Source organism: Heyndrickxia sporothermodurans (assembly GCF_003055045.1).
Classification (GTDB): domain Bacteria; phylum Bacillota; class Bacilli; order Bacillales; family Bacillaceae_C; genus Heyndrickxia; species Heyndrickxia sporothermodurans.
Genome location: NZ_NAZB01000047.1, coordinates 1 through 22,867 on the forward strand (window position 1 = coordinate 1; position 22,867 = coordinate 22,867).

Sequence of the window (22,867 nt, forward strand, 5' to 3'; positions counted from 1 at the left end):
TAAAAGTTTTGACAAAACGGATACAAATGTGAGGGGATGTTAATGAAAAAGTGGGTAGGGGCATGTCAAATTGCTGCAGTTTATGTTGGAACAGTAATTGGAGCCGGTTTTGCAACTGGAAGAGAAATAGTTGTGTTTTTTACGAAGTATGGATTTATCGGAATTTTATCTATTCTAATGGCGGGATATTTATTTATTGTATTAGGTTCAAAAATCATGGTGAAGGCCATTGATCTTAAAGCACATTCATATGAGATTTTTAATCAATATGTATTTGGAAAAAGCATTGCAAAGTTGATGAATATATTTATGTTGTTTATGTTGTTAGGTGTTTGTGGAGTTATGTTTTCAGGTGCAGGTTCCGTATTTGAAGATCATTTAGGAATCGATAAAAATATAGGAATATTTCTTACCATTGGATTAACGATACTCATTATGATTATTGGAACGAAGGGCGTATTTGCAGTTAATTCTTTCGTCGTACCGATGATGGTTCTATATAATTTTATCATTATGACACAATCACTCGTAGCCCCAAATTTTGCTGATACATTTTTTCATATTCCGGAGATTGATAATGGATGGAAATTTTTTTTCTCACCATTTTCCTATGCAGCCCTTAATTTAACATTAGCCCAAGCTGTGCTGGTGCCAATTGCCTATGAAGTGAATGATAAAGAAATCGTCAAATGGGGGGGTATTATCGGAGGCGTTTTATTAACCCTTATTTTAATATCCAGTCATATTACACTCATTATGCTACCGAACGTAACCCAGTATGATATTCCTATGGCGATTATTGTCCAAAATATGTTCAGCAGTATTTATTTTATTTATGTAGCAATAATTTACGGTGAAATTTTCACATCGATTATTGGGAATATTTATGGTCTAGGAAAACAACTGCGTCGATATATCTCTTTGAAAATGTTCTGGATATATATAATGATCATTGCCGTTGTAACGTTAATTAGTAAGATTAATTATGGCACACTTCTCTCATTTTTATATCCATTATTCGGTTATATAAGTCTATTATTTATCATTTTATTATGGGTAAAAAAAGACAAAATAGACCTCAAAAAATAGGCCGGTTCAAAGCCTTTTTTTGAGGTTTAATGAAGTGGAAGAACAACGATTAGCAATAAATCAAAAATTAAATGGGAAATAACGACAAGCGGGATGCTTTTAAATTTATAATAAAGCGTACCCCACACAATGCCTCCAACTAATGCGGCGAACATTAAAACAATATTACTTGAATAGATAAACACAGAAGCGTTTAAAATGGCAGTTATTAAAACAGGAATCCAACCTTGAATCTGTTTCATCAGTCTTTTTTGAATAAAGCCACGCCAAAAGATTTCTTCGCCGGGTGCCATAATAAATACTAAAACAAAATAATGCCAAACCCATTTTGGAGAAAGCAAATCATAAGTTTTGATTACTTTATTCTCTAAGTATGGAGAAACGATGGAGAAAAACCAGTCTCCAATCCAAAAGACTAAATATAAACCAATGCCGGAAATAATCCCTTTAAACAAGTATTTCTTAGTCGATACATCATCATCGGTCTTTTCATTAACGATAGAATAGCTTATAAGTAATAATGATACTGCAGTATATATGTACCAAAAGATTGATTTATCATGAAATGTAATATACAACAATACATGCGCTAACAATATACCTAAAATCAGCTTAATATCTGCCGCGCTGCGTTTCATTTGTATGTAAACTCCCCTCGACTATACGATAGAAAACAAAACAACTTATAAAGTATATTTTAACAAATATTAAAAGCAAATAAAATATTTGAGCGTATGAACAATATGTAAATAAAAGGATTAAAAAAATTGACTATTCAAGCCAATTTTTTTAGTCCTTTTATGCTTGGATTGATTCTTGGATGATCGTATAATTTTTATGATTAATAACCGTTTTTTCTTCTAGTTCGAGTTCTCGATAATTCTCCATATATGTTAAGTCAACAATTACTGAGTTTTCATTCACTTTTTCAACAACGCCACGCAAACCGTTTTTAAATTCAATAACATTTCCAACATCGGCTTTTTTCATCTGACGTCCCCCATTTCGTGTTATTTATTATAATTTTCTAATATCTTCTATTAAGTTTGCACCATTCTATAGAAATTTTCAAGTTTTTAAACAATATTTTGCTCTTTTGTATTAATGCGGAATGTGTTAATTTTATTAAAGGCTTGTTTAGTATCATCGATATGGAGTGTGGTTCTTTTGACACAGGAAAAAATAATGGAGTTGCTAAATCAGCTACGAACAGGAGAAATTCAGGAGTTGTATGTTGATAATGCAGATTTCTATGATGTACGAAAGGTTCTCGTTGAACAGGAGGACTTTAAACATTTTCAAGGAATCGCTCAACGAAATGGCCATGTAATTTATAAATATTTAGAAATACCTAGAAGCTAATTTAGTGCAATAATAAAAAACAACTCAAAATTAGAAATCCTGTAAAGGTCCTTAATGAAGGGAATTCATAACCTTTTAAAATAATGTAATACTATAAAGTGAGCAATAAATTTGTCATCTTTTTAAACGCGTGGTACCCTTAACAATTGGAGAGTCTTATTTCATTTCCTATTAATTTTTATTGACGAAATGGGATAGGTGGCTTATTTTGTTATAAGAACAATATAATTTATTTATAAAGGAGAATATTACAAATGGCACAAAAACAATTTAAAGTTATCGCAGATACTGGAATTCATGCACGTCCGGCAACATTGCTTGTACAAACAGCAAGTAAATTTGACTCTGAAATCCAACTAGAATATAACGGAAAACAAGTAAATTTAAAATCAATTATGGGTGTAATGTCTCTTGGAATTGGTAAAGACGCTCAAATTACAATTAGTGCAGAAGGCAGCGACGAAGCGGCTGCGTTAGAAAGTCTTGACGAATTATTGAAAAAAGAAGGTTTAGCTGAATAATGTCAACAATATTAAAAGGAATAGCAGCTTCTAATGGAATTGCTATCGCTAAAGCATACCGTTTAGTTGAACCTGATCTATCGTTTGAAAAAAAACAAATTGATGATAGTTCAAATGAGGTGCAACGATTTAAAGACGCGATTGCTTCGGCTACTTCCGAGCTTGAAGTAATACGAAATCATGCGAATGAAAAACTTGGTGCGGATAAAGCAGCAATATTCGATGCACATCTTCTCGTACTTAATGATCCGGAGGTCATTTCATCTGTTGAAGGAAAAATTAACGATGAAAAAATAAATGCGGAAAGTGCATTAAAAGAAACGACTGATATGTTCATTATGATGTTTGAACAAATGGATAATGAATATATGAGAGAGCGTGCAGCCGACATTCGCGATGTAAGAAAAAGAGTTCTTTCACACTTATTAAATGTGAAAATTCCGAACCCAAGCTTAATTTCAGAGGAAGTAATCGTCGTTGCCGAGGATTTAACGCCGTCTGATACAGCCCAACTTAATCGTGACTTCGTTCAAGGATTTACGACAAATATTGGGGGACGTACTTCACATTCTGCAATCATGGCAAGATCACTCGAAATTCCGGCTGTCGTTGGAACGAAGACTGCCATTGAAGATATTGCAAATGGCGATATTATTATAGTAGATGGTTTAAATGGGGAAGTTCACATTAATCCAACACAAGAAGTAATTAATCAATATAAACAAGAAAAAGAAAAATATGAACAGCAAAAAGCTGAGTGGGCAAAACTTGTAAATGAAAAGACTGTTTCCAAAGATGGCCATCACGTCGAACTAGCGGCTAACATTGGTACTCCTAACGATTTGCAAGGTGTACAAGCTAATGGTGGTGAAGCGGTTGGACTTTACCGAACAGAATTTTTGTATATGGGAAGAGATCAATTCCCAACAGAAGAAGAACAGTTTGAAGCCTATAGAGCTGTTTTAGAAGGTATGGAAAACAAATCTGTTGTTGTCCGCACATTAGATATTGGCGGGGACAAAAACCTTCCGTATTTAAAATTGCCGGAAGAAATGAATCCTTTCCTTGGCTTTAGAGCAATCCGTTTATGTTTAGAAGAACAGGATATGTTCCGTACACAATTACGTGCTCTTTTACGTGCAAGTGTATACGGTAATTTAAAAATTATGTTCCCAATGATTGCGACATTAAATGAATTCCGTAAAGCGAAAGCGATTTTATTGGAGGAAAAAGATAAACTTCAATCTGAAAATATTCCAGTATCGGATCAAATTGAGATAGGAATCATGGTTGAAATTCCTTCAACAGCTGTCCTTGCTGATCAATTTGCGAAAGAAGTTGACTTCTTCAGTATTGGAACAAATGATTTGATTCAATATACAATGGCAGCGGATCGCATGAACGAACGCGTTTCTTATTTGTATCAGCCATATAATCCGGCCATTTTACGCTTAGTAAAAATGGTTATTGATGCCTCACATAAAGAAGGTAAATGGACTGGCATGTGTGGTGAGATGGCGGGTGACGAAATCGCAATACCAATTCTTCTTGGTCTTGGTCTTGATGAATTTTCGATGAGTGCATCTTCTATTTTAAAAGCACGTTCACAAATTCGTTCTCTGAACAAATCAGACATGGAAAAACTAGCTGAAAAAGTTTTACAACTTCAAACAAATGAAGAAGTAATTGAAGCTGTAAAGAATGTTACTTCATTGTAATTGAGTTGTTAAAATGAAATTGGTTTAATGATCAGAAATAGGTGGTAAAGTTAATTATCTCAAGATTGAATTGAAGGTAATCCTTGAGGTGAGTAATTTCTTTCTCATTTTTCCCCCTATTTTCTTTTGACAGACGATAAATTTCGTCTGTTTTTTTTATTTTGTAAAAATTAATGAAACGTGTATCATGAATCGTTTATACTTATAGAAAGGAGGAATGTTTAATGGAACTTGGATTAAAAGGGAAAACTGCCTTAGTTATCGCTTCAAGTCAAGGATTAGGAAAAGCTATTGCAAAAGTTTTTGTACAAGAAGGAACGAACGTATTGTTGGCTAGTAGAAATGAAGAACAATTAAAGTCGGTAAAAGAGGAGCTTTCTAAAGTTGGGACTGGAAAAGTTGACTTTATTGGCTGTGATATTACTGACCCCGGGCAAATACGTGCGGTAGTGGACAAATTAGATCGTGAATACGGTTCATTAGACATTTTAATTAATAATGCAGGTGGACCACCAGCCGGAGGATTTGAAGAAATTTCCGATGAGCAATGGCAGAATGCATTTGAACTTAATTTGCTATCCTACATAAGGATTATTAGAGAATGTTTGCCATTGTTAAAGAAAAACGGTGGGAAAATTATTAATATCGCCTCTTCTTCAATTAAAGAGCCGATACCAGGTCTAATCCTTTCTAATACTTTTAGAACGGGAATCGTCGGATTGTCTAAATCGTTATCAATGGAACTTGCAAAATATAATATTTTGGTAAATACTTTAGGCCCAGGTCGGATTGCTACTGATCGAGTGAAACATTTGGATGAAATTAATGCAGAGAAAAATAATAAATCAATTGAAGAAGTGGAAGAAATGGAGAAACAAACAATTCCGCTAAAAAGATATGGGGAACCGGAGGAATTTGCAAATATTGTCGTATTTTTAGCTTCCGCTGCTAATTCTTATGTGACTGGCAGCAGTTTTCTAGTAGATGGAGGAAAAATAAAGTCAATTTAAATAGGTTTATCTATATTTAAAAAGGGTAAAATAAGCTTAAGCATAAATTGGAGATTTTTTCTCACATCCCCTATTCTTTTCTTAAGAGCCCTGTTTCACGGGCTCTTTTTTTGTACATATTAAAATATTTAATTGTCAAAGGAGAATTTCAGTGGATAAAAAACAATTAGCGGTTGGTTTCATTGGAACAGGCATTATGGGGAAAAGTATGGTCCTTCATTTATCAAAGGCGAATTATGAGCTTTTTGTTTATAATCGATCTAAAGAAAAAGCAATAGAGCTTATCAATAATGGCGCAACATGGTGTGATACTCCAAAAGAGGTTGCTGAAAAAGCGGATGTCATCATTACGATGGTTGGCTATCCATATGATGTAGAAGAGGTTTATTTTGGTTCGAATGGGCTAATCGCTCATGCTCGTAAAGGAGCAACTCTAATTGATATGACAACATCTACACCAACTCTCGCAAAATCGATTTATGATGCTGCGAAAGAAAATGACTTATATTCATTGGATGCACCGGTTTCCGGAGGAGACATTGGAGCAAAAAATGGAACACTTACAATAATGGTTGGTGGCGATAAAGCCATCTTTGAAAAAGTGTCACCAATTTTATCATGTTTTGGACAAAATATAATATACCAAGGTTCAGCAGGAGCGGGCCAACATACAAAAATGTGTAATCAAATCGCCATTGCTACAAATATGATTGGCGTGGCTGAAGCACTCGTATATGCGAAAAAAGCCGGTTTAGATCCTGAAAATGTTTTGAAATCCATTAGTGCAGGAGCTGCTGGAAGTTTTTCATTGTCAAATCTAGCTCCAAAAATGTTAGTGAATGATTATTCCCCGGGATTTTTCATCAAACATTTTATTAAGGATATGGGAATCGCATTAGAAGAGGCTGAAAAAATGAATTTACACCTGCCGGGTCTCTCACTTGCGAAAAAACTTTATGATCAGTTGGCAGAAAAAGGTGAAGAGAATAGTGGAACACAAGCTTTAATCAAGTATTGGGAATAATTTTTAGCCAATTATTCAAACTAAATATGTCTGATCTTATTTATGTTTGGAGGAAGAAAAATGGCGAAACGTACGAAGAAAAATGATGCAGATCAAAAAAATAAAAAAGGCTTTGATTCAGCTGTATTAAATGAAGAATTTGCACATGAAATGGGAAGTGCAGCAGCTAATAAAATCCATAAAGACAAAGCCAAGAAAGAAAAAGCAAGTAAAAACAACGGAAAGTATAAAGGTCAATAATAAAATAACAAAAGCGTATCCACATCAAAGCCGTGAGATACGCTTTTGCAATTATTTCATGCTATTTAAATACGTTTCTAATCGATCCAATCCCTTTTGAAGAACTTCTGTTGAACAGGCGTAGGATAGACGGAAATATCCTTCGCCGTATTTAGAAAAGGCACTTCCGGGTACTACGGCCAATTTTGCCTTATTAGCCAAATCGAGAGCGAAATCAAAAGAGCTAGTTGAGAAATTTTCCGGTATTTTAACAAAAAAGTAAAACGCACCATCCGGTTTAACATAGTCCAATCCCATTTCTGATAATCGTAAACCAACATATTCTCTTCGCTTAAAGTATTCTTCCCGCATTAATTTTGCATCATCTATGCCAGTCGTTAGTGCTTCAAATGCAGCTTTTTGTGAAATTGATGATATACACGATACATTATATTGATGTACTTTTAGGAAATGCTTACAAACGGATTGATCTGCAAATAAAAATCCAACTCGCCAACCTGTCATTGAATGAGATTTTGATAATCCGTTTATGACGATCGTTTGTTCCCTTAAGTCTGATGCTATTGAATAGTGGGCATTATCATAAACAAGCTCGCTATATATTTCATCCGCAATGACAAAAATATTCTTCTTCTTTAGTAAGGATGCGATTTCTTTAATTTCTTGTTCAGATAAACTTACACCTGTCGGATTAGAAGGGTAAGGTAAAATGATACATTTTGTTTTGTCTGTTATATACGGTTTAATTTTTTCAGCCGTTAATTTGAACTGTGAATCCCTTGTATCAATATGGACGGGAACTCCCCCGCATATCCGGATAATTGGTTCATATCCAGGATAAATAGGTCCGGGTAAAATAACCTCATCATCTTCCGTTAAAATCGTTCGTAAGGCAATATCAATCGCTTCACTGGCACCGACAGTAACAATTACCTCATCTTCAGGACGATACGTTAATCCATATTTTTTTAATACAAACTCACTCGCTGCTTTTCTTAGATCGAAGTAACCGGCATTATGTGTATAAGAAGTAAAGTCTTCTTCAATCGCTTTTATTCCAGCCAGTTTCACATGCTCCGGCGTAGGAAAATCAGGTTGTCCGATTGTAAAAGAAATTAAATCATCGATATCACTCACCATATTAAAGAACTTTCTAATTCCGGATATTTCAATGTCTAATACTTGTTTATTAAGTAAATGTTCCATTATCTTCATCCTTTTATCCTGCTTTTTTATATTTTATCATGACTAAGATGGAATAAGAGAAAAATTATTGCAAAATGACATTAAGAATTATAGATTTCATTTTTTAGATAACAGACAATATGTTTATTTCGTGGTATATTTACAATGAATAATTGCGAAGGGAAGTCTTTTATGGAAAGTTCAAATGGAATCTTATTAGATAGTGGAACGAATGAATTAGAAATAATAGAATTTCAAATACATAACAACAGTTTTGGAATTAACGTCATCAAAGTTAAAGAAATTATACAACCTCTTCCTGTGACATTTATTCCTCACGCTCATCCGTTTATTAAAGGGATCATTCAATTAAGGGGAGAGGTATTGCCTGTTGTCGATTTAAGAAAAGTTCTTCAACTTGGGGAATCGACAACTAATGCCGATGAAAAATACATTGTTACTGAATTTAATAAACAAAAAGTAGTGTTTCAAGTACAAAATGTTACTCAAATACATCGAATCTCATGGGATCAAATTGAAAAACCCTCCGATTTATATTCCGGAGATGGCGCACAAATAGTTGGAGTAATAAAGAAAAATGACAATATGATTCTCATGTTAGATTTCGAACGCATTGTTACTGAAATAAATCCGGAAACAGGAATTAATAAAAATGAAATAAAAAAGCTTGGTAAAAGGGAACGCTCATCTAAAAGAATCGTCGTTGCTGAAGACTCTTCTTTATTAAGAAAGTTGATTCATGACACATTATATGAAGCGGGATATGAAAATGTGGAATTTTTTGAAAATGGTAAAGATGCCTTTCAATATTTAGAATCGATACTCATGGCAGGTAAAAATATTTTAGATGAAGTGCAATTAATTATTACTGATATTGAAATGCCACAAATGGATGGCCATCATTTTACTAAGAAAGTGAAAAACAATGAGCAGCTATCACAAGTACCAGTCATTATATTTTCCTCATTGATTACTGACAGTTTACGACATAAAGGCGAAATCGTAGGCGCAGATGATCAAGTAAGCAAACCTGAAATAAATCAATTAATATTAAAAATTGATGAACATATAAAATAGGGCTCTATACTAAAAGATTGTTGCTTTTCTTTAAACACTAAATAATAATAAAATGGACTCTATTTTCATAGTAGTCCATTTTATTATTTTTAATATCGTTCACCAAGTTTTTTGAAAATGGGTCTTGTTGCTTTTGGCCGATGCTGTGTATGTTGAAGCTCACAGATACCTGTATATCGTTCCAACAATTGTTTAGCTTGATTAAGCGATACGCGACATTTTGGGTTTTTTGAAGAGTGATCAAGTTTTCCTAGATGTGGTAGTTCTTGAAAGTCTTGTTTTGAAGGTGGAATATGGAAAGTATAATCTCCACATTTTACAAGGACATCAGATTGTTGTTTACTATACTTTGGATTTTCTGAAAAGTGTAGTCCTACTTTACTAGCCTTTTTTTCAATAATCATTTTTTCAATTGTCGCTTTTTTTAGCTTATACAAATACTTTGGATTTGTAGCCGTCTTTGCATGACGATTCACTGTAAAGATTGCTTGAGAAAGGTTTAAAATTGTAGGCTTTAATGGAGTGGATTCGTGCGAATTCAAAAAAAGATCTCCTTTCATATTTTTCGAAATAATTCTTTCGTTTGTCCATTCAAAATAAAATATTAACCATATTATACTACTTATGTCCCGTATTGCAAAGCTTGTCTGAAAATTAACGATTTTATTAAACCTCTTATTATCCTAATTGACAAAAAATATAGCACGGAATATAGTTAAGGTTATCAACTGTTTAAGGGGTGAACTATTTGGAAAACGATAAAATAAAATTATTAATAAAACGATATGAAGATGTTTATCTATTCGCTACAAAAAGAATATCGTCAATAATGTCTGAACAAGTACTGGACGGTTTTTCTATTGAACAATTTGCGATTTTAAGAAAGTTATATAATCGAAAATACATAAGAGCATCGGAATTAGCTGAAGAACTTTGTGTGAATAAGAGCGCAATTACAGTGAAAATAGAGAAATTGGAGGCAAAAGGATTCATTTTACGTCAAAGAGACAAAGACGACCGTAGAAATATCTATCTTTCTCTAACAGAAAAAGGTCAGATAATTTATGAACAAGGCGAAGCAAAGATCGAGAGCTTTGTTTCTAAGTATTTAGAGAAGTTAGATCCTAAAGATTTTGAGGCATTCATCGATCTGTACGAGAAAATTCTTTCAATCATACAAGATCATAAGGAGGAAACTAATGTATGAAGGCGATTGTCCGTTTCCGATGGATCGTATTAGCGCTATGGATTTTAGCCGCTGCTTTATTAATATGGAAAGCACCAAATATGGAACAACTAGTCCGAGAAAAAGGCCAAATTACCGTTCCTGATGGATACCCATCAACCTTGGCACAAGAAATAATTGATAAACACGCAACTAATAAATCCCATTCAGAACCATTTATTGTTATATTCCATAATCAAAAGAAATTGACTAAAGAACAGACGGAAAATATAGAAAAAACGATTAATCAATTAAAAGATAACAAGGATAAACTAGGAATTAATGAAATTACTACCCATTTTGGTCAAAGCGATTTAAAAGATCAGCTTGTAGCGAAAGACGGTAAAACTATCCTCGCTATGTTGGATGTAGATATGGAAAACAAGGAAGTAAAAGACGTTCGAGCAACACTTAACAAAGCCATCCAAACACCAAACGTTGAAACGATGATGACGGGTAATGGGCTAATTAATGAAGATGTTGTTATAAGTTCACAAAACGGTTTGAAAAAAACAGAGATCATCACAGTCATATTTATTTTAATCGTATTAATTTTAGTTTTCCGTTCAGTCGTAGCGCCGATTATTCCACTTGTTACGGTAGGTTTAACGTATCTCGTTAGTCAATCGGTTGTTGCCTTTTTAGTCGATAAACTGAATTTTCCTTTATCGAATTTTACACAAATCTTTTTAGTTGCTGTCCTTTTTGGGATCGGAACAGATTATTGTATATTACTTCTGAGCCGTTATAAGGAAGAACTTTCAAAAGGAAATGACACTTTCGGTGCAATTTTAGCTACATATAAAAGTGCCGGTAAGACAGTTGTATTTAGTGGTTTAGCAGTAATGATTGGTTTTGCATCGATTGGCTTTGCCAGTTTTAAACTATACCAATCCGCTTCTGCAGTTGCTATTGGGGTCATTTTTTTACTAATTTCATTGCTGACGATTGTACCATTTTTTATGGCGACATTGAAAAATAAGCTATTCTGGCCGATTAAAGGTGACATTTCACATTCACAAAGCAAACTTTGGGGCTGGATGGGAAACTTAGCCATTACTCGTCCGCTCATTGCACTATGTATAGTAGCAATTTTTACAGTCCCTTTACTCATTTCCTATGACGGTGATTTATCATATAATTCATTAGACGAAATAGGTGAAGAATATGAATCTGTAAAGGCATTTAATTTAGTATCTGATAGCTTTGGTCCGGGTGAAATTATGCCAGTTAAAATTGTCATGGAAAATGACGAATCAATGAAATCAAAAGAATATTTAGGGTTAATCGAAAAAATTAGTAATGATTTATCACATACAAAAGATATAGAAAAGGTACGCAGTGCAACAAGACCTGTCGGAAAAATATTGGAAGAATTGTATGTGAAAAATCAAGTTGATACGGTAAGCGATGGCATCAAAAAAGGAAATAAAGGAATCGGAACGATTAAAGATGGATTAAGTGATGCTGCAAAATCACTTTCAGAATCAACCCCTAAATTAAAAGAGGCGACAGAAGGGATTGGAGCCCTACAAAATGGGACGGTTAAACTCCAATCAGGATTTGGTGATTTGCAAAATACCCTTTCCAAAATTGAAGAGAATATTAGAAAAAGCGGTACAGGAACAAAAGAGATTAAATCTGGAGTGAAGGAAGCAAAAAAGGAAGCAATTAAGCTTAAAAATGGTGCCAATGAATTGCTGAAAAGCTACCAAACCATTTATTCCGGATTGGATCAACTTACTCCGAAATATATTGAAGTAAATGCCGGGTTGAAAGAAGTTCAAAAAGCGCTGGCAAATCTAAATGGTAATTTCACTGCTATAGAAAAAGAGAATCCTAGTTTGCAAATAAATCAAAATTATATGGAAATAAAATTAACAGTTCAAGGAATCTCACAAAAATTAAAAACGGAATTAACACCAGGAATGAGTGCGCTGAATGCAAACTTAGCTAAAGTAACTAATGGACTATCTCAAGCAAATCAAGGTTTATCAAAAATTACGTTTGGGTTAAACAGTTTTGCATCCGGATTCGATCAAATTATTTCAGGTTTAGAGAAAATTGAAAATGGCCTTACATTGCTTGCAAATGGTCAAAATAAAGTAGTAAATAAGCTACCCGAATTTTCGAATGGACTGAATCAGATTGCTGAAGGTCAAATTAAACTTCAAAAAGGTTTTAGTCCGCTTAATGGTCAGATGAATCAGTTATCAGATGGATTGACTCAAAGTGCTGATGGTCTTGGAGAAATTAAAAATGGACTTTCCGACGCCAATTCATTTTTAAATAAAATGTCTAAAGAAACACCAATCCAACAGTCCGGTATATATATTCCTGATGAATTAATAAGTAATAAGGAGTTTCAACAAGTATTTAACGTCTATTTATCTAAAGATGGGAAAGTAACAACATTCGATTTAGTACTAGATGAAAATCCATATTCTAATCAAGCAATGAAAACGATTAATGATATTGAAAATACAGTAAAAACATCAATAAAAGGAACAAAATTAGAAAATGCCCATATTGGTATTTCAGGAATTACGAGTATGAATCATGATCTTCAAAATATGTCAAATGCTGATTATAATCGAACGGTGATGTTTATGCTCGCAGGGATCGCACTAATTTTAGTCATTCTCTTACGATCCTTAATTATGCCAATTTATCTAATCGCATCGTTACTACTAACCTATTACTCTTCAATGGCGATTACTGAGCTGATCTTTGTTAATCTACTTGGTCATTCCGGGATAAGTTGGGCGGTACCTTTTTTCGGTTTTGTTATTATCATGGCATTAGGTGTAGACTATTCTATTTTCTTAATGGATCGATTTTCAGAATATCGCCACATAAATGTTAAAGAAGGTATGTTACTTGCAATGAAAAACATGGGTACGGTTATCATATCTGCTGCCATTATATTAGCGGGTACCTTTGCTGCGATGCTTCCTTCAGGCGTGATGTCATTGCTGCAAATTGCTACAATCGTGTTGTCAGGTCTATTATTCTATGCCTTTATCATCTTACCGTTGTTTGTACCCGTTATGGTAAGATCTCTTGGAAAAGGAAATTGGTGGCCCTTCATTTCTAACAAATAATTTAACGGGCCGGGTTTAAAAACCTGGCCAAACTTTAGAATAGACATTTTTAATTATTTTTTAAATGCCTATTCTTTTTTCTTAATTCCTTGTAAAATAGACAATAATAGAGAAAAAACAACAGATTTTTTATGGGTTAATTGGATAACAAGGGTAAAAAAAGGATGAGATTATGAATCAGAAAAATAATAGACAAATAAATGATATGAAGCATCCTGAAAATCTTTTTGAAGAAAAAATGGTTAAAGACATTTTTTTTACGCAGCTTTCGGACAAAATTATAATTTTGAAAGTGGAACAAGGTGGGAAATTTCGCTATGTCTATGCAAATGAAAAAGGATTAGAACATGCTAATCTTCATAAGAATGATATGGGGAAGTTATTAACAGAGGCTTTACCGAAAGAGCATGCTAAACATTTAATCCATTATTATAAAGAGGTAATAGAAACAAACGATACCGTAGTTTTTTTGGATGAAATAGAAATCGAAAATGGGGAAAAAAGAATTTTTGAATCTCGCCTTACTGGGATTACCGATAAAAATAATACGATTAATTATATTGTTTCGGTTACAAGAGATATTTCGTATACTGCATTTGAAAAAAAACAATTAATGGAGAGTACAGAAATATACCAATCTCTTATTATACATAATTTAGATGCAATATTTTCTGTAAATGAAAAGGGACGAATATTAAATGTAAATCCTGCAAGTCAAGAAATGTTTGGGTATTCGGAAAATGAAATGCTTGATCGTTCGATTTACGATTTTGTCGATAGAAAAAGTGTATCAGATATTTTTCGGGTGATGACTAATACATTATTAGGTGAACCCCAAACAAGTGATTGTATCTTTATCGGCAATGAAGAAAGGAAGATAAATGTTCAACTAAAAACAGTACCGATAATAGTGAACGAAAAAATTATTGGTATATATATTATTATTCGTGATTTAACAGAGCAATGGGAGAATCATGAAAAAATGAATTTTATGGCGATGCACGATCATTTAACTGGATTATGGAATCGTCGTGCGCTTATGGAACATTTGCAAATGGAAATTGCTAATTCAAAGCAGAAAAAGCGTGAATTTGCTTTATTATATATGGATATAGATCGTTTTAAATATTTCAATGATACACTTGGCCACCAAGCTGGAGATGTTTTGTTAAAACAAACAGCAGAAAGATTAGGTACTTTAAAACTAGCTAATTATCGTGTTTACCGTTTAGGCGGAGATGAGTTTGTTATTTTGTTACCGGGTCATGAAAAAAGAGAAGTCAATCGATTTTCACAAAATATATTAGCTTTATTTAATATCCCTTTTGATATTAATGGACAGGACTATTATGTCACACCATCTATAGGAATAAGTATGTTTCCCGCAGACGGTCAAGATTCGGAAACATTAATAAAAAATGCTGATGGTGCACTTCTTCAGGTGAAAGAAAAGGGCAAAGGTCATTTTCGATTTTATCGTTCTGATATGAAAGATGCCTTTCCAAACTATATTCTAATGGAGGCTCATTTACGTAAAGCGATTGAGATGAATGAATTTGTAATGCATTATCAGCCCCAAGTCAATTTAAAAACAGGAAAAATAAAAACATTTGAAGCATTATTACGTTGGCAAAACAGGAAATTTGGAAATGTTCCGCCATCACAGTTTATTCCATTGGCTGAAGAAACAGGATTAATTATTCCGATTGGAGAGTGGGTAATTCATAGTGTTTGTTCCCAATTAGCGGATTGGCGTAACAAAGGTTATAAGGATATACGTGTTGCAATTAATATATCTCCAAAGCAATTTCTGCAAACGAACTTACCGGAAATCATTCAAAAAGCATTATTCATGAATCAATTACCTGCATCTGCATTGGAAATTGAAATTACTGAAGGTGCGATGGAAGATACAATCGCTGCACTTTCAATGTTGCATCGTTTAAAGAAGATAGGAATTATCATTTCTGTTGATGATTTCGGTACGGGGTATTCTTCGTTAAATTATTTAAAAAGATTTCCTATCGATATTTTGAAAATTGATCAGTCTTTTGTTCGTGAAATTCAAGTAAATGAAAAAGATGCAGCAATTACAAAAACAATCATACATCTTGCCCATAATTTAGGGATGGAAGTGATTGCAGAGGGTGTAGAAGAAGAAGATCAAGTTCAATTTCTTGTATCCGCTCAATGTCAGAAGGCTCAAGGGTACTATTTTAGCCGCCCGGTCAGCGCGAAAGAAATTGAGCAAAAAGTTTTATATATATAGTGATTTCAATCGTCTATTGCTGTTTAGGAAATATGGATAAATTTGTTGTTAAAGTTGTTAACGAAAATCATACTATTTTATAATATAATTAATTTAGAGACTTAAAGAATATGAAGTTTCCATTTGATGTTTCTAAAAAGGGAGGTTTCAATTATGACACCACATGAGCATTTGGATATACTATATTTTCCTTCTGAAAAAGGGGTATTAAAAATATTTTCATATGGTTTTTCCCCTTCCGGTGCTTGGGGACAGGTTTATACAGAATATAATGATATTACGGTGACGGTTAAAGGGTATAATCGAAAAAAATCAATTATCCGCTCGTTAACGAAATTAAATGAGTCTCTATTAAATAAGATGGAAGATAAATAGAATGGCCCTTTTATAAACAGTACCTGTAGAGTAGACAGTGAAAAAATCTACTCTACAGGTACTGTTTTTCGGTCCTTTTATTTTTGCATTGTTTTTATGAAAATAATTTGTAATATTTCAAATCACTTCATGTTACAATATGAGTGAGTATTCATTCATGAAGGAGGAGACGTAATTGAAAGATAAAGTTGTTATTATTACTGGTGGTTCTAGTGGAATGGGAATGCATATGGCGTATCGATTTGCTAAAGAAGGAGCAAGTGTTGTTGTTACTGGAAGAAATGAAGAACGCCTCGAAAATGTGAAAAAGGAGTTACTTCAATTTCATTCTAATATTTTGACTGTACAGATGGATGTAAGAAATCCGGAAGATGTTGAACGAATGGTGCAGGAAGTAAATGATAAGTTTGGCAGAATTGATTTTCTGGTAAATAATGCAGCAGGAAACTTTATTACTCACGCGGAAAAGTTATCGGTAAATGGCTGGAATTCTGTCATAAATATTGTTTTAAATGGAACTTTTTATTGTTCAAGAGCAGTAGGAAACTATTGGATTGAGAATAAGATTAAAGGAAGCATAATCAATATGGTAGCAACATATGCTTGGGATGCTGGTCCTGGTGTCGTACATTCCGCTGCAGCTAAAGCTGGAGTATTGTCTTTGACCCGCACACTTGCGGTTGAATGGGGAAGAAAATATGGAATACGGGTGAATGCCATTGCACCTGGACCAATTGAAAGAACCGGTGGAGCGGATAAACTTTGGGAATCAGAGGAGGCTGCAAAAAGAACACTACATAGTGTACCACTAGGACGATTAGGAACACCTGAAGAAATTGCGGGCTTGGCTTATTATCTTTTTTCTGAACAGGCAGCATATATAAATGGTGAATGTATCACAATGGATGGAGGTCAATGGTTAAATCAATATCCTTTTTAACACAAACTGTTATAGTGAAGCACTTTTCGTGATAACCTCTATACGAGAGTGTTATTATAATATGAAAAGGTCTAAGCTAAGGAGATGTGTTATAGATGAAAATAGAAATATGGTCTGATTTTGTTTGCCCATTTTGTTATATAGGTAAAAGAAGACTCGAAATGGCATTAGAACAGTTTCCGGAAAGGGATCAAGTGGAAATCGCTTATCGAAGCTATGAATTAGATCCAAATGCGAGTAAGAATAATAAATTGAATATACATGAGGCATTGGCAAAGAAATATGGTATGAGCATAGAGCAAGCGAAAGAAGCAAATGAAAATATAGGGGAACAAGCGGCAGAAATAGGATTAACTTATAAATTTGATTCGATGATCCCGACAAATACATTCGATGCCCATCGATTGGCGAAGTTTGCTGCAGAAAAATCGTTTGGTGCGGCAATGACTGAACGATTACTAAAAGCATATTTTACAGACTCAAAAAAAATAAGTGATTTAAATACTTTAGCAGATTTGGCAGAGGAAATCGGCTTAAATCGTGAAGAAACAATTGAAATGCTAAATGGGTCAAAATACTCAGATGCTGTGCGAGATGATGAGGATGAGGCTAAACAAATAGGAATTACAGGCGTCCCATTTTTTGTATTAAATCAAAAATACGCTATTTCCGGTGCACAACCTGTTGAAGCATTTGTAAATGCATTAAACATGGTATGGGAAGAGGAACAAGGGAAAACACCTTTGAAAATGATCAATCCTAATAAAGCAAAAAGTGAATACTGTACGGATGAAGGTTGTTTTGTTTCAGAAGACTAAAGGATAAAAGGTGGGGGAACTTTTGAAAACACTTCAAAAAGGGAAATCTATATTAAGTTTTTCTTCTAGGCATCAACCTGCATATACAGTTGATTTAGGTGAAACTTTTTCTGTTGAAACATTTGATTGCTATGGAGGGGCCATTACAAGCGCTGAGCAGTTGCGACCAAATATGCAAATTGATTATATTAATCCGGCAACAGGTCCAATTTTTATAAATAATCTAAAATCGGGAGAAACACTTGTTGTTGACATCGAAGATATTCAGTTAGATAAAAAGGGTGTAATGGTCTTATATCCTGGAATGGGGCCCCTTGGGGAATTGGTGAAAGAGACAGATACGAGAATTTTCGACGTTAATAATGGGAAAATTTCATTTAATGATGCAATTGAACTTCCTATTAAGCCGATGATTGGTGTGATTGGTACGGCTCCGCTTGAAGGGGATGTTTTGTGTGAGTCACCCGGTGATCACGGTGGTAATATGGATACTAAATATATTACTACCGGAAACAAAGTATATCTTCCGGTCTTTCATGATGGGGGGATGTTAGCTTTAGGAGATTTACATGCAACGATGGGCGATGGAGAACTGAATGGTTCTGGTGTAGAAATTGGTGGGAAAGTTACAATGACTTTGTCAAAAATTCATGAAGCAATTCCTATGCCAATCGTAGAAACAGAAGAATCATTTATGTATATTTCTTCTGCCGAAAACTTGGAACAAGCATCAAGCAAAGGAATGGAAGCAGTCGTCCATTTATTTGAAAAAAAGCTTGCATTATCATTTAATGATGCCTATAGGCTACTCAGCGCGGTTTGTGATCTTCAAATAAGTCAAATTGTCAATCCGTTAGTTACGGTTAGAATAGTTATACCAAAAACAGTATTATCGAATATTTTCTAAATCTAGTGAGATCCATCCGTTTAGGATGGTTTTTTTAGTGCTATTGAACTAGATAAAATACTTTTTATGAGGGAATATAATGTAATATAATCTTTGTCAGTTCTTGTTTGATTTTTACGAAACATTTTGGGTATATCGACAATTTTCTATTGCTACAATTAGTTTGCAGGTAACATGTGTGGAAACAGTTTTTATGCTTCACAATAGAAGGAGGAATAATAATGCGAGTTTTTACTGCAGTAAGTATTTTTATTTTAATCATTATTTGTGGTGGACAAGCAATTAATGTGTATGCAAGTACAGATGATTCTTCGATTAAACCAATCGTAAAAAGAGCTTTCGATGCTCAAGTACAATTAAGTGAAAAGGAACGGTCACTAAACGAAATTAATGAATTAATGGAACCATATTTTACGAAAAAGTTTATTCCTTTATTTCTTAAAGAAAACCTTGTTAAAACTGACCATGGTTACCAAACTTTCGGAACTGATTTTCCATTATACTATATTCCTTTCTTTTCTTATGATGAATATACTAAAGTGGTAAAGGACGGAAATTGTTATTATGTTGTTGAATCTATTAATCATCATCAAGAAGGGCCTGTGAAATATGAAAAAGATTACAAAGGTGTACGATTAATTCATGAAGATGGAAAGTGGAAGGTTGATGAGGTTTTAGATAAAATACCTCCTAAAATTGTAAAACAAATAGAAAGCAAACAAAAGGGTACAACAGGAACGAATGGTTCTATAGTCCATTCATTTTCTACATTAAATGAAAATATGCTCCTAAACCATCCTTTAAAGGAATTCCATCATCGCTTTTTTAGTTATCACTCCTTTTTACGAATCATTTGAAAGAAAGCAGGAATGTCTGCTTTCTTTATTCTTTTTTCTCCGCAATTAATCCCATTGTAGTTATTAGAATTCAACTTTCGGGAATGATAAAATAGAGAAATAAATAGGATTAAAATTCAAGATTTCCGTTTATGAATAATGGCAATATTAAATCATGTTTGTTTAAGTACATTGAGAGTGGTAATCATTTCTCGTTTAGGTTATGATAAATCGGTGACTTAAATTGTGAAACAAGCGTAATTAGGAAAGGAGTTAATTATGTCCCAACTATTAGGTATAATCCAAAGACTAAAGGCAATGCAGGATGCAAAAGATACCGGTGAAATTCAACAACGGAGATTTGAAGTGAACGGAAAAACCTTATGTCAAGTGAAATTCTTCCCTGCTACAGATACTTTTGAACTTGAAGAATATGATGAAGATAAGAAAGTGAATAAATACCAATTCGATGATATTGATATTACTGCCATAGAAATTTTCGATCTTGTTCAAGAAGAAAAGAATCCATCTTAGAGCCTTCAATTAGGGCTCTTTTTTTATAGAGAAGGGGAGGATAATATGATTTATTTATTAGTAGGGATTCAATTGTTATTAATGTTGCTAATTGTAGCTGAGTTGATTAGTACGAAAAAAGAATTGCAAGAGATTAAAACGATACTTCAAAAAAAGAAATAATTTATTATATGCTTTATCGATACTTAATTCTTTGTCTTATGATAAAATGATGTAGGGAAACCTTAAAACATAACAAGGGAGTTTTATTATGATTTCCTTACGGAGTAACGAATTTCTTGAACCAAAAATCAATGATTTTATGATTGCTTCAGAAAAAGTAGCCCATGTTCAGGTGGGCAATAGTCTGGAACATGCATTATTAGTACTTACAAAAAGCGGCTATTCAGCGATCCCAGTATTAGATCCAAAATACAAATTACATGGGCTTATTAGTTCATCCTTAATTACTGAATCTATTTTAGGGCTTGAAAGAATTGAATTTGAAAAACTTAGTGAAAAAAAAGTTGAAGATGTCATGACAACTAAAATTCCACGGCTAAAAATTGATGATCACTTTGAAAAAGCTTTAGGTCTTCTTATCGATCATCCATTTTTATGTGTAGAAGATGAGGAAGGATTTTTTGCCGGAATTTTCACAAGAAGATCATTACTAAAAGAATTAAAGAAGCATGTACAAAAATTAAATCATTTATAATTTTCAAAAGTATGATTTGGTAAAAAAATAAGCTCCTATTACTTGGAGCTTATTTTTTTAAAAAGTAAGAAGGATATAAATTTTTTGGGATTAATGTTCCAAAAAAATTATCTGCTTTGTCTAGCTCCAGCGCCTATCGACTAGAAAACTTCAGGGCTTTTCCCTACGATNNCTTTTCTTTTTTGATATAATATAAGTAAAACTTATTGGGGTATGTGTATGTCGACGAATGAATTTTATCTGCTATCCATTCTTGCGGAAGAAATGAATATGCGAAAAGCTGCAGAACGTCTTTTCGTTTCTCAGCCTGCATTATCACAAAGATTGCAAAATATTGAAAAGCAATGGGGAACTAAATTATTTCTGCGAACCCAAAAAGGATTGATCTTAACTCCTTCGGGTGAGTTAGTGATTCGGTTTGCAAATAATGTTTTAGATCAAGAGGAGAAGGTTAAAGAACAAATCCAAACTTTAGAGTCTAAAGTTCATGGTACATTAAAAATCGCCTGCGCTTCAATTGTTGGACAAAACTGGCTCCCTAAAGTTTTGAAAACATTTGTGAATCGATATCCACATGCGAAAATTTCATTAATGACCGGATGGAGTAGTGAAATATTAAAATCACTTTATGATGATGAAGTCCATATTGGTATTCTTCGCGGCTCGACAGATTGGAAAGGACATAAATTGCATTTATTTGAAGACACTCTATATTTGGTAGATAAAGAAATTCAACATGTGGAAGATGTGTTGAAAACAGATCGGCCTTTCATCCAATTTAAAAGTGACTCCAATTATTATCAAGAAATTCAAGATTGGTGGCATCGTCAATTTCAGACGACCCCTAAACGAACGATTGTCGTTGATCAAATTGAAACATGTAAGCAAATGACTTTCAATGGAATCGGATATGCGATATTACCAGCGATTACTTTAAATGAATCTGCAAAAGATATGTATAAGATTCCATTGAAAGGTGACCATGATCAAAGATTAAAACGTGATACATGGTTACTTGGCTATGAATCTGCCTTTGAATTGAAACAAGTACAAGCTTTTGTTGAAGTGGTAAATGATTTTATAGCAAACCAACCACATATATTTTAATCTTTTATCTTGTATATCAACATTTAGTTTGATAAAGTAATTTTCATACATAATAGAAGGGGGATTAATCCTAATGGATGCTAATGAAATTATTTCTTTTATATCTAATAGCAAGAAAACAACACCAGTAAAGGTTTATGTAAAAGGAATGTTAACTGGTGTAAATTTTGGCGATCATGCCAAAACATTTATTAATGGAAACAGCGGAGTTGTGTTTGGTGAATGGTCTGAAATATCCGCAGTGTTGGAAGCAAACCGGGATAAAATTGAAGATTATGTAGTTGAAAATGATCGACGCAATTCTGCAATCCCATTGCTGGACATGAAAAATATAAATGCTCGTATTGAACCGGGTGCATTTATTCGCGACCAAGTTGAAATTGGTAATAATGTAGTTATTATGATGGGGGCAGTAATTAATATTGGTGCTGTTATTGGTGATGGCACAATGATTGATATGAATGCCGTATTAGGTGGACGTGCAACAGTTGGAAAGAACTGCCATATCGGAGCAGGAGCTGTGTTAGCAGGAGTGATTGAACCGCCATCTGCGAAACCTGTTATTATTGAAGATGATGTGCTTATCGGCGCAAATGCAGTCATCCTAGAAGGTGTAACCGTTGGAAAAGGATCTGTAGTTGCTGCAGGAGCAATAGTAGTGAGCGATGTTCCTCCGAACACGCTTGTTGCCGGAGTTCCAGCTAAAAAATTAAAAGAAATCGATGAAAAAACAAAATCAAAAATTGAAATTAAACAAGAACTTCGTAATCTTTAAGAAACAATTTCTAGAGCCTGGCAAACGTGCCGG

At 33.7% G+C, this 22,867-nt stretch carries 24 protein-coding genes; 20 read left to right on the forward strand and 4 right to left on the reverse strand.

Features of this window, described 5'->3' with window-relative positions:
• Positions 1 to 42: 42 nt before the first annotated feature.
• A complete protein-coding gene (locus B5V89_RS16125) occupies positions 43 to 1,089 on the forward strand; it encodes a YkvI family membrane protein (RefSeq protein ID WP_108072968.1) in 1,047 nt (348 codons plus the stop codon).
• Positions 1,090 to 1,115: 26 nt separating this feature from the next.
• Here the strand turns inward: B5V89_RS16125 and B5V89_RS16130 are convergent, their stop codons facing one another.
• Together B5V89_RS16130 and B5V89_RS16135 are read right to left on the reverse strand one after the other, a co-directional pair.
• Complete coding sequence (locus tag B5V89_RS16130) at positions 1,116 to 1,727, reverse strand: CPBP family intramembrane glutamic endopeptidase (RefSeq protein WP_108072970.1); 612 nt, start codon at positions 1,725 to 1,727, stop codon at positions 1,116 to 1,118.
• Between the two features lie 160 nt (positions 1,728 to 1,887).
• Positions 1,888 to 2,079, reverse strand: coding sequence for a YkvS family protein (locus tag B5V89_RS16135; protein ID WP_066227846.1), 192 nt, complete (start codon positions 2,077 to 2,079; stop codon positions 1,888 to 1,890).
• A gap of 177 nt (positions 2,080 to 2,256) precedes the next feature.
• Here B5V89_RS16135 and B5V89_RS16140 point away from each other — a divergent pair, with 177 nt between their 5' ends.
• From B5V89_RS16140 to B5V89_RS16165, 6 genes are all read left to right on the forward strand, one after another.
• Positions 2,257 to 2,451, forward strand: coding sequence for a hypothetical protein (locus tag B5V89_RS16140; protein ID WP_066227844.1), 195 nt, complete (start codon positions 2,257 to 2,259; stop codon positions 2,449 to 2,451).
• Between the two features lie 254 nt (positions 2,452 to 2,705).
• Entirely contained in the window at positions 2,706 to 2,972 is a 267-nt protein-coding gene (locus B5V89_RS16145) for a phosphocarrier protein HPr (RefSeq protein WP_066227842.1), read from the forward strand.
• On the forward strand, positions 2,972 to 4,690 hold the full coding sequence (ptsP, locus tag B5V89_RS16150; protein WP_066227840.1) for a phosphoenolpyruvate--protein phosphotransferase: 1,719 nt from the start codon (positions 2,972 to 2,974) through the stop codon (positions 4,688 to 4,690). The genes B5V89_RS16145 and ptsP overlap by 1 nt, the downstream gene beginning before the upstream one ends.
• Before the next feature lie 224 nt (positions 4,691 to 4,914).
• Positions 4,915 to 5,700 (forward strand): SDR family oxidoreductase, encoded by a 786-nt coding sequence (locus B5V89_RS16155; protein WP_108072972.1) that lies wholly within the window; start codon positions 4,915 to 4,917, stop codon positions 5,698 to 5,700.
• Positions 5,701 to 5,851: 151 nt separating this feature from the next.
• Complete coding sequence (locus tag B5V89_RS16160; protein ID WP_280523960.1) at positions 5,852 to 6,724, forward strand: NAD(P)-dependent oxidoreductase; 873 nt, start codon at positions 5,852 to 5,854, stop codon at positions 6,722 to 6,724.
• Positions 6,725 to 6,784: 60 nt separating this feature from the next.
• Positions 6,785 to 6,964 (forward strand): hypothetical protein, encoded by a 180-nt coding sequence (locus B5V89_RS16165; protein WP_066227834.1) that lies wholly within the window; start codon positions 6,785 to 6,787, stop codon positions 6,962 to 6,964.
• 51 nt (positions 6,965 to 7,015) lie between these two features.
• On the opposite strand, the gene B5V89_RS16170 is transcribed toward B5V89_RS16165, so the two are convergent.
• Positions 7,016 to 8,170: an aminotransferase A gene (locus tag B5V89_RS16170; RefSeq protein ID WP_108072974.1), complete on the reverse strand. Its 1,155-nt coding sequence runs from the start codon at positions 8,168 to 8,170 to the stop codon at positions 7,016 to 7,018.
• A 171-nt stretch (positions 8,171 to 8,341) separates the two neighbouring features.
• Here B5V89_RS16170 and B5V89_RS16175 point away from each other — a divergent pair, with 171 nt between their 5' ends.
• On the forward strand, positions 8,342 to 9,247 hold the full coding sequence (locus tag B5V89_RS16175; protein WP_108072976.1) for a chemotaxis protein: 906 nt from the start codon (positions 8,342 to 8,344) through the stop codon (positions 9,245 to 9,247).
• 89 nt (positions 9,248 to 9,336) lie between these two features.
• On the opposite strand, the gene B5V89_RS16180 is transcribed toward B5V89_RS16175, so the two are convergent.
• Positions 9,337 to 9,789, reverse strand: coding sequence for a YkyB family protein (locus B5V89_RS16180; RefSeq protein ID WP_066227826.1), 453 nt, complete (start codon positions 9,787 to 9,789; stop codon positions 9,337 to 9,339).
• Positions 9,790 to 9,995: 206 nt separating this feature from the next.
• Between B5V89_RS16180 and B5V89_RS16185 the strand changes: the two genes are divergently transcribed.
• The 12 genes from B5V89_RS16185 (at position 9,996) to dapD (ending at position 22,834) form a co-directional block, all read left to right on the forward strand.
• Positions 9,996 to 10,454, forward strand: a complete 459-nt coding sequence (locus B5V89_RS16185) for a MarR family winged helix-turn-helix transcriptional regulator (protein ID WP_108072980.1) — start codon at positions 9,996 to 9,998, stop codon at positions 10,452 to 10,454.
• On the forward strand, positions 10,451 to 13,576 hold the full coding sequence (locus tag B5V89_RS16190; RefSeq protein ID WP_108072982.1) for an MMPL family transporter: 3,126 nt from the start codon (positions 10,451 to 10,453) through the stop codon (positions 13,574 to 13,576). The genes B5V89_RS16185 and B5V89_RS16190 overlap by 4 nt, the downstream gene beginning before the upstream one ends.
• Before the next feature lie 172 nt (positions 13,577 to 13,748).
• Positions 13,749 to 15,845 carry a sensor domain-containing protein gene (locus tag B5V89_RS16195; RefSeq protein ID WP_181294277.1) on the forward strand — a complete coding sequence of 699 codons (2,097 nt, stop codon included), beginning with the start codon at positions 13,749 to 13,751 and terminating at the stop codon, positions 15,843 to 15,845.
• Between the two features lie 153 nt (positions 15,846 to 15,998).
• On the forward strand, positions 15,999 to 16,220 hold the full coding sequence (locus B5V89_RS16200) for a hypothetical protein (RefSeq protein WP_066227815.1): 222 nt from the start codon (positions 15,999 to 16,001) through the stop codon (positions 16,218 to 16,220).
• Positions 16,221 to 16,395: 175 nt separating this feature from the next.
• Positions 16,396 to 17,160, forward strand: coding sequence for a 2,4-dienoyl-CoA reductase (gene fadH / locus B5V89_RS16205; RefSeq protein WP_066227812.1), 765 nt, complete (start codon positions 16,396 to 16,398; stop codon positions 17,158 to 17,160).
• A gap of 95 nt (positions 17,161 to 17,255) precedes the next feature.
• On the forward strand, positions 17,256 to 17,978 hold the full coding sequence (locus tag B5V89_RS16210) for a DsbA family oxidoreductase (protein WP_066227809.1): 723 nt from the start codon (positions 17,256 to 17,258) through the stop codon (positions 17,976 to 17,978).
• A gap of 22 nt (positions 17,979 to 18,000) precedes the next feature.
• Positions 18,001 to 18,885, forward strand: coding sequence for an acetamidase/formamidase family protein (locus B5V89_RS16215; protein ID WP_066227806.1), 885 nt, complete (start codon positions 18,001 to 18,003; stop codon positions 18,883 to 18,885).
• 221 nt (positions 18,886 to 19,106) lie between these two features.
• Positions 19,107 to 19,742, forward strand: coding sequence for a DUF3993 domain-containing protein (locus B5V89_RS16220; RefSeq protein WP_108072984.1), 636 nt, complete (start codon positions 19,107 to 19,109; stop codon positions 19,740 to 19,742).
• 258 nt (positions 19,743 to 20,000) lie between these two features.
• Positions 20,001 to 20,255, forward strand: a complete 255-nt coding sequence (locus B5V89_RS16225) for a YkuJ family protein (RefSeq protein WP_058002465.1) — start codon at positions 20,001 to 20,003, stop codon at positions 20,253 to 20,255.
• 250 nt (positions 20,256 to 20,505) lie between these two features.
• A complete protein-coding gene (gene cbpB / locus B5V89_RS16230; RefSeq protein WP_066227801.1) occupies positions 20,506 to 20,952 on the forward strand; it encodes a cyclic-di-AMP-binding protein CbpB in 447 nt (148 codons plus the stop codon).
• Positions 20,953 to 21,171: 219 nt separating this feature from the next.
• Positions 21,172 to 22,059, forward strand: coding sequence for a transcriptional regulator CcpC (locus B5V89_RS16235; protein WP_108072986.1), 888 nt, complete (start codon positions 21,172 to 21,174; stop codon positions 22,057 to 22,059).
• Between the two features lie 73 nt (positions 22,060 to 22,132).
• Positions 22,133 to 22,834: a 2,3,4,5-tetrahydropyridine-2,6-dicarboxylate N-acetyltransferase gene (gene dapD, locus B5V89_RS16240; protein WP_066227793.1), complete on the forward strand. Its 702-nt coding sequence runs from the start codon at positions 22,133 to 22,135 to the stop codon at positions 22,832 to 22,834.
• The last annotated feature ends 33 nt before the right edge of the window (positions 22,835 to 22,867 follow it).